This is a genomic window from Rhabdaerophilum sp., from assembly GCF_046092605.1.
In the GTDB taxonomy this organism is placed as follows: domain Bacteria; phylum Pseudomonadota; class Alphaproteobacteria; order Rhizobiales; family Beijerinckiaceae; genus Rhabdaerophilum.
Map to the genome: position 1 here is coordinate 1 of NZ_JBJTDY010000007.1, position 7,770 is coordinate 7,770.

The following is a 7,770-nucleotide window of genomic DNA, read 5'->3' on the forward strand; positions in this document are numbered from 1 at the left end:
TGGCCGGTTGCGCTTGGCTTCACCCTTGCCGCCGCCGTCCTGCTTGTCTGGGGAGCGCATGGCATCACCCAGAAAGCGCGCCAGGCAATTCTCGATCGGGATGCGGAGCTGACCGCCCGGGTTTGGGGTGAGTTCCTCGTCGCCAATCTCGGATCCATTGCCGATCTTCTGGCCGGGCGTCCGGTCTCGGAAGCCGACCAGCGCCTGCTTTCCTGCAAGCGGCAAACCGCGGCAATCTTCCGCTTCAAGATCTTCGACGGAAACGGCTTGCTGCGCCATGTCGCCGATTGCGGCCGCTGGGACGATATGCACCGCGTCGCGCAGGGTGAGCGCAGCAGCGATGCCGCGGCGGTCGCGCAATCCGGATCGCCCCAGGTATTCGCGAGGCGGGGCGATGGCGTGAGCCGCCCGCAGCTCTACGCGGCGGCCTATATGCCGCTGGCGCAGGAGCAGGATGTCATGGGAGTGATCGAGGTCTATATCGACCATACCGCACGTGCGCGCATGCTGGAATCGGTTCTACTGACAGCCGGTGCCTCGATCTCGGCATTGGCAGGTTTCGCCTTCGCGCTGCCGGCCCTGCTCGCGCTTTGGCATGCCCGAGAACGCCGGAAAACGGCGCATCGCCTGCGCCATGTCGCAAGCCATGATGACTTGACCGGCCTGCTGAATCGCTCGGCGCTGGTCGAGCGGATTGACCAGCTGATGGCGCGGAAGACGGAATTCGCCGTCCATTTCATCGATCTTGATCGCTTCAAGGATGTGAACGACAACCATGGCCATCCGGTAGGTGACGCCCTGCTGCGCGAGGTGGCCGAACGCCTCCTGCACATCGCCAGCGACAGCATCTGCGTCGCGCGCCTCGGCGGCGATGAATTCGCGATGGTGCAGGAACTGGCGCCGGCGGATGAGCTGGCCTCGATGCGCCTCGCGCGGCGAATCGTGACTGCGATCGAGTTGCCCTTTCACATGGGTGAGGTCGAGGCGCGCATCGGCGCGAGCGTCGGCACAAGCCTTTATCCGCGCGATGGCCAGAACCGCGAGAGGCTGCTCGTCGCGGCCGATCTCGCGCTCTATGCCGCGAAGCGGGCCGGGCGCGGACGCGCGGTCGGCTTCGAAGCCTCCATCGAGGAGGAGCGCCGCAGCCGCCAGGCCCTCGAGGCGCGCCTGCGCCAGGCGGTGGAAGACGAGGATTTCGAGATCTACTACCAGCCGCTCTATTCCACCGACGGGAAGACGCTTCGCGCCTTCGAAGCCCTGCTGCGCCTCAACGCGGAGGACGGCGCGCCGATCTCGCCTGCTGTGTTCATTCCCGTGGCCGAGGAACTGCGCCTCATCGATCGCATCGGCCAATGGGTGCTGCGGGAGGCATGCCAGACGGCCACGCTCTGGCCGGGATCCATCTCGATTGCCGTCAACCTCTCGCCGCTGCAATTCCTGAGTGGCAGCCTCAGCACCATCGTCCACTCGGTCCTCGACGAGACCGGCATCGATCCGCGCCGCCTTGAACTGGAAATGACGGAGAGCGTGCTGCTGGAGAAGCCGGACGCCATCCTTGCGCAACTGAACATCATCAAGTCTTTCGGCGTTTCCATCGCGCTCGACGATTTCGGCACGGGCTATTCGAGCCTGTCCTATCTGTGGCGCTTCCCCTTCGACACGCTGAAGGTTGATGGCTCTTTCATGGTCGGACTCGGCGATCCCACCTCCCGGTCACGCGAGGTGCTCGACACCATCATCGCCCTGGGGCGCGTGCTGAACCTGCATGTGACCGCGGAAGGCGTGGAGACGAGGGAACAGATCGAGATTCTGCGGGAGTTGCATTGCGATTTCGTGCAGGGCTTCCTGCTCGGCCGCCCGGTGCGTTCCACCGAGGTGGCCTCGGTGATCCTGGAGGCGCTGAAGCCGCGCGACGAAGAGCCACCACTGATCCTGCCGCAACGAAAACCGGCCTGAGCAGGGGTGCGACGCTCTTTTCATTGGACATTTGGGCCTGCTGGTCTATCTCCCGGCCCATGACCACCGAGCCAATTCCGAACATCCGCAATTTTTCCATCGTCGCGCATATCGACCACGGAAAATCGACCCTCGCCGATCGCCTGATCCAGAAGACGGGCGGGCTCTCCGAGCGCGAGATGGTCGACCAGGTGCTCGACAACATGGAGATCGAACGCGAGCGCGGCATCACTATCAAGGCGCAGACCGTTCGCCTGAATTATCACGCGAATGACGGGAAGACCTACATCCTGAACCTGATGGATACGCCGGGCCACGTCGACTTCGCCTACGAGGTCTCACGCAGTCTCGCGGCCTGCGAGGGCTCGCTGCTGGTGGTGGATGCCTCGCAAGGGGTGGAAGCGCAGACGCTCGCCAACGTCTATCATGCGCTTGATGCCGACCATGAGATCGTGCCGGTTCTGAACAAGATCGACCTCCCCGCCGCCGAGCCGGACCGGGTGAAGGAGCAGATCGAGGAAGTGATTGGGCTCGACGCCTCGGATGCCGTGCTGTTTTCGGCCAAGACCGGTCTCAACATCGAGGGCGTGCTCGAAGCGATCGTCACCCGCCTGCCGCCGCCGAAGGGTGACCTCAACGCACCGCTGAAGGCGCTGCTGGTGGACAGCTGGTATGACGTTTATCTCGGCGTCGTCGTGCTTGTGCGCATCATCGATGGCAGGATGAAGAAGGGCATGCGCATCAAGATGATGGGCACGGATGCTGTTTACGATATCGAGAAGATCGGCGTCTTCACGCCGAAAATGCTCGATGTCACCGAACTCACGCCCGGCGAGGTGGGTTTCATCACCGCCTCCATCAAGGAAGTCGCGGATACCCGCGTCGGCGATACCATCACCGAGGAGAAGAAGCCCGCGGCGCAGGCGCTTCCGGGCTTCAAGCCGGTGCAGCCGGTGGTGTTCTGCGGGCTCTTTCCGGTCGATGCGGCGGATTTCGAGGAATTGCGCGCCGCCATGGGTAAGCTGCGCCTCAACGATGCGAGCTTCACCTTCGAAATGGAGAGCAGCGCGGCGCTCGGCTTCGGCTTCCGCTGCGGCTTCCTTGGCCTGTTGCATCTGGAGATCATCCAGGAGCGCCTCACGCGCGAATTCAACCTCGACCTCATCGCCACGGCGCCGAGCGTCGTCTACCGGATCGCCTTGCGCGACGGCGAGGAGATCGAGCTCCACAACCCGGCCGACCTGCCGGATGTGATGAAGATCGCCGAGATCCGCGAACCGTGGATCCGCGCCACCATCCTCACGCCGGATGAATATCTTGGCGCGATCCTCAAGCTCTGCCAGGAGCGGCGCGGCAACCAGGTTGACCTCTCCTATGTCGGAAAGCGCGCGAAGGTGGTCTATGACCTGCCGCTGAACGAGGTGGTTTTCGATTTCTATGACCGGCTGAAATCGGTCTCGAAGGGCTATGCCAGCTTCGACTACACCATCACGGATTATCGCGAGGGCGACCTCGTGAAGCTCTCGATTCTCGTCAATGCCGAGCCGGTCGATGCGCTGTCCATGCTGGTGCACCGCCAACGTGCCGAGGGCCGGGGGCGCGTGATGTGCGAGAAGCTGAAGGATCTCATCCCGCCGCACCTCTTCCAGATTCCCATCCAGGCGGCGATCGGCGGCAAGATCATCGCCCGCGAAACGGTGCGCGCGCTGAGGAAAGACGTCACCGCCAAATGCTATGGCGGCGACATCTCGCGCAAGCGCAAGCTTCTGGACAAGCAGAAGGAAGGCAAGAAGAAGATGCGGCAATTCGGCAAGGTCGAAATCCCGCAGGAAGCCTTCATCGCCGCACTGAAGATGGATAATTGAGGCCTATTCGGCGGCTTTCGCGCGTTTCGGCTCCACGATGAACCCGCCGCTTTGCCGCGACCAGAGATCGGCATAGAGCCCGCCCTTCGCGAGCAATTCGGCATGCGTGCCGTCTTCGACGATGCGGCCCTCATCGAGCACAACGAGCCGATCCATGATCTGCAGGGTGGAGAGGCGGTGCGCGATGGCGATCACCGTCTTGCCCTCCATCAGGGTGACGAGGCTTTCCTGAATCGCAGCCTCCACCTCGGAATCGAGCGCGGAAGTCGCTTCATCCAGCACGAGGATAGGCGCGTTCTTCAGCATGACGCGCGCAATGGCCACGCGCTGGCGCTGCCCGCCCGAGAGCTTCACGCCGCGCTCGCCCACATGGGCATCGAGGCCCCTGCGGCCTTTCCAATCGGAGAGGTTGGCGATGAAATCTGCCGCGCGCGCCTGCTCGATCGCCGCGCGCAACTCGGTCTCGCTCGCGTCCGGGCGACCGTAGAGAATGTTCTCGCGGATCGAGCGATGCAGCAGCGAGGTATCCTGCGTGACCATGGCGATCGCCTTGCGCAGGCTCTCCTGCTGCAGTTGCATCACATCCTGCCCATCAAGAAGGATGCGCCCGCTCGTAGGCCGGTTGAAATGCAGGAGCAGGTTGACCAGCGTGGATTTGCCCGCGCCGGAGCGACCCACAAGGCCGATCTTCTCGCCGGGCCGGATGGTGATCGAGATATCGCGCAGCACCGGCAGGTGCGGATCATAGCCGAAGCTCACATGCTCGAAGCGGATCTCGCCCGCCTTGAACTGAAGCGGCTTCGCGCCCGGGGCATCCTGCATCCTCATGGGCACGGTGATGCTCTCCATGCCCTCCTGCACGATGCCGATGTTCTCCATGATCCCCGCGATTTCCCAGGCGATCCAGCCCGAGGCGCGCACCAGCGAGAGCACGAGCGTCATCGCCATCGCGAAGCTGCCGATCTCGATCGCGCCCTTCTGCCAGAGCCAGAGGCCGATGGCGCCGGTGGTCGTCAGCGTGCTCGCGGAGAGGATCGAGAGGCAGGCCGAAAACCCGAGCTGAAGCCGCTGCTGGTCGCGGAAATATTGTGTCGCCTCGCGCATGGCGGCGCTCATATAGGCATCCTCGCGCGCCTTTTCGCCGAAAAGCTTGAGGGTCGCGATGTTGCCGAAGGCATCCACCACCTTGCCCATCACCATGGATCGGCCTTCCGAGGCGATCTGCGCGCGCTCGCGCTGTTTGGGCAGGAAAACCCGCAAGATCACGAGATAGGTGATGAACCAGAAGCCGATGGGCACGGCCATCCGCCAATCCTGCGCGAGGATGAGGGCGGTCGAGCCGATGCCATAGGCGAGGATGTAAACCACCGCCTGGATGAAGCTCGCCACGGCCTGCCGCACCGCACCGCCGGTCTGCATGACGCGGTTGGCAAGCCGGCCGGCGAAATCGCTCTGGAAGAAGCTGAGGCTCTGGCCCGCGAGCCGGCCGAAATACTGCCAGCGCATGCGATATTGCCAGCCCGGCTCGATGCCGAGACGCCCCAGCGCAAAGCCCGCCAGGAAAACCAGCGGGCGCAGCACGAGCAAAACCAGCGCCATCATCAACAGGGTTGGCCCGGCGGCCTCGAACAGGCTCTCGCGCGGCTGGTTCGCCAGCAGGTTCACGAGACGGCCGATGAAATAGGGCACCAGTGTATCGAGCAGCGCATCCGCCACGATGAGGCAGAAGAGAACCGCCAGCGGCGCGCGCACGCCCTCGGTCTGCACGCGCAGGAACGCCCAGAGGCGATCCGGCTGGTCCGCCGGTCCGGACACGATGGGATCGACCAGCCTTTCGAGCCGGCGGAGGAGCGGAGCGATCATGATGGGGCCGGCATAGCCGGTTTCTTCCTCTCAGGCGAGCCGCGCGGCCTTTCCCGGGCGATCAGTTCCGCGTGATCAGCCGGCGGTGATGCCGATCTCCTTGATGAGGCCGCCCCATTTTTCGCTCTCCGCCATGAGGAAGGCTGCAAGTTCGGCCGGGCTCGAACCCGCGATTTCCGCGCTCTGGGAAAGGCCTAAGAAATGATGATGCGCGTTCGCGCCGGCCCCGCGGATCGGACGAGATTGAACAGCGTTCGCGCATTCCCGGTCGCCAGCCGCACGCAGCCATGCGAGGCCGGGCCGCCCAGGCGGTTGATGGCGGTGGTGCCGTGGATGGCGTAGCCGCCCCGGAAGAAGATCGAATAGGGCATGGGCGAGTTGTAATACTTCCGCGAGAAATAGCTCACATGCATGCGCTGCGGCTTGTAGGCGCCGCGCGGCGTGGAGAAGCCCCTCCGGCCGGTGGAAACTTTCCAGACATGGCGCACTTCGCCATCGACCTTCACGATCATCCGCTGCGAGGCGATGTCGATCCGGGCTTCCACGTTCGAGGCGGACGAGGAAAACTGCGACTGGCGCGGCGTGTCACCCAGGGAGGCCACGCGCGGAGCCGGCTGCGCGATCACCGGTTCCAGCCCGCCCATCGGCACGAAACCGCGCGAAATCTCCGCGCGAGCCTGCGCGCGCCGCGTTTCCCGGCCAATTTCCTGCTGGAGCGCCGATCGCCGAGCCGCCATGCGCTGGCGGGCCTGCGCCTTGCGGCGCGCCTCCTGCCGCATCTTCGCCTTCGAAAGCTGGGCAACCGGGCGATCCGCGTGCGGCGCCTTGTAGGCTTGGCCAAAGGGGGCCCTGCGCGTCACCATTTTCCGCTGCGTGACCTGCCGCTGGCGCTTCACCGTTCGTGGTGCGGCACGCGGCGCGAAGTCATTCGGGTCGCGATAACCCTCATGCGCATATCCCCCGCCATGGGGCTGGGAGGAAAACGCGGAGGCCGCTTCCGCAGACCGGATATCCCAAAGCCCCATGAGGGCTGCCGACAGCGCGAAAACGGACAGGAAAAGGCGAAGAACGCGGGACATCCGAGTTCGCTCCAATCCAGGAAGCGGGAAGGTCGGGGAGGATGACAAGATCAGGCGCACCCGGAAAGTGGATTGGTACGCGTTGGTTAACCGGAATCATGCGATCCTCTGGCATCTTTTGCGCCACGTGCCCGCCGGGGAGGTTCGATTGATCTGCAGGAAGGCCCGCCCGCCCGTTCCGGGACATCGGTCCCCGCGCCGGTTCCTCGGTGCTGCCACCCTCGCCTTCCTCGGGGCTTCCGGCCCGGTTTTCGCGCAGCAGACGCAATCCGAGGAGGAAGAGCGCCGCGCGCAGGTGCTGAGGGAGTTGCCGGCCAATGCCGCGAAGCGGATTTTCGGCGCCAGCCCGAGGCCCGTCTCCCTGGAGGCGCGGGCCATCGGCTCCTTCGCGCGCGGCTGCCTCGCGGGCGCCATCGCGCTGCCGGTCAATGGCGAGACCTGGCAGGTGATGCGCCTCTCCCGCAACCGAATGTGGGGTCATCCAGACCTCATTCGCGTGGTCGAGCGCATCGCGAAGGCCGGCCCGCGCGAGGCGAACTGGCCGGGTTTGCTGGTCGGTGACATTTCCCAGCCGCGCGGCGGGCCAATGCTCACCGGGCACGCCTCGCATCAGGTAGGGCTCGATGCCGATATCTGGCTGACCCCCATGCCGGACAGGCGTCTGACGCGTGACGAACGCGAAAACATGCCCGCCACGAACATCGCCCGGCGCGACTGGATGGATGTCGACCCCGCCGTCTACACCCGCGCACATCTCGCGATCGTCCGGCTCGCGGCAAGGCAGCCGGAAGTGTCACGCATTTTCGTCAATCCGGCGATCAAGGTGGCCTTCTGCCGCGATGCCGGCACGGATCGCGCCTGGCTCGCCAAGGTGCGCCCGATGTGGGGGCATAATTTCCATTTCCACATCCGCATCGCCTGCCCGAAGAACGATGCGACCTGCGTGGACCAGCCCTTGCCGCAGGATGGCGATGGCTGCGGCGAGGAACTGCAGGACTGGCTGAAGA

General features: G+C 64.6%; 6 protein-coding genes. 3 read left to right on the forward strand and 3 right to left on the reverse strand.

Features of this window, described 5'->3' with window-relative positions; all coding sequences use genetic code 11:
- Positions 1-360, reverse strand: a 360-nt coding sequence (locus ACKODO_RS00480; RefSeq protein ID WP_408981494.1) for a hypothetical protein, incomplete at its 3' end; no start/stop codon positions are given.
- Positions 361-399: 39 nt separating this feature from the next.
- Between ACKODO_RS00480 and ACKODO_RS00485 the strand changes: the two genes are divergently transcribed.
- Together ACKODO_RS00485 and lepA are read left to right on the forward strand one after the other, a co-directional pair.
- Positions 400-1,956, forward strand: a complete 1,557-nt coding sequence (locus ACKODO_RS00485; RefSeq protein WP_408981495.1) for a putative bifunctional diguanylate cyclase/phosphodiesterase — start codon at positions 400-402, stop codon at positions 1,954-1,956.
- A gap of 59 nt (positions 1,957-2,015) precedes the next feature.
- The gene (gene lepA, locus ACKODO_RS00490; RefSeq protein WP_408981496.1) at positions 2,016-3,821 is read left to right on the forward strand and encodes a translation elongation factor 4; all 1,806 of its coding nucleotides are present in this window, start codon (positions 2,016-2,018) and stop codon (positions 3,819-3,821) included.
- Positions 3,822-3,824: 3 nt separating this feature from the next.
- Here lepA and ACKODO_RS00495 read toward each other — a convergent pair whose 3' ends face one another.
- Positions 3,825-5,684, reverse strand: a complete 1,860-nt coding sequence (locus ACKODO_RS00495; protein WP_408981497.1) for an ABC transporter ATP-binding protein — start codon at positions 5,682-5,684, stop codon at positions 3,825-3,827.
- A gap of 194 nt (positions 5,685-5,878) precedes the next feature.
- Positions 5,879-6,763 carry a L,D-transpeptidase family protein gene (locus ACKODO_RS00500; RefSeq protein WP_408981498.1) on the reverse strand — a complete coding sequence of 295 codons (885 nt, stop codon included), beginning with the start codon at positions 6,761-6,763 and terminating at the stop codon, positions 5,879-5,881.
- Positions 6,764-6,911: 148 nt separating this feature from the next.
- Here ACKODO_RS00500 and mepA point away from each other — a divergent pair.
- Positions 6,912-7,770, forward strand: an 859-nt coding sequence (gene mepA / locus ACKODO_RS00505) for a penicillin-insensitive murein endopeptidase (RefSeq protein WP_408981499.1), incomplete at its 3' end; no start/stop codon positions are given.

Coding starts and splice junctions, on each gene's coding strand:
- lepA (WP_408981496.1), top strand. CDS start 2,016: ATGACCACCGAGCCAATTCCGAACATCCGCAATTTTTCCATCGTCGCG.
- ACKODO_RS00495 (WP_408981497.1), bottom strand. CDS start 5,684: ATGATCGCTCCGCTCCTCCGCCGGCTCGAAAGGCTGGTCGATCCCATC.
- ACKODO_RS00500 (WP_408981498.1), bottom strand. CDS start 6,763: ATGTCCCGCGTTCTTCGCCTTTTCCTGTCCGTTTTCGCGCTGTCGGCA.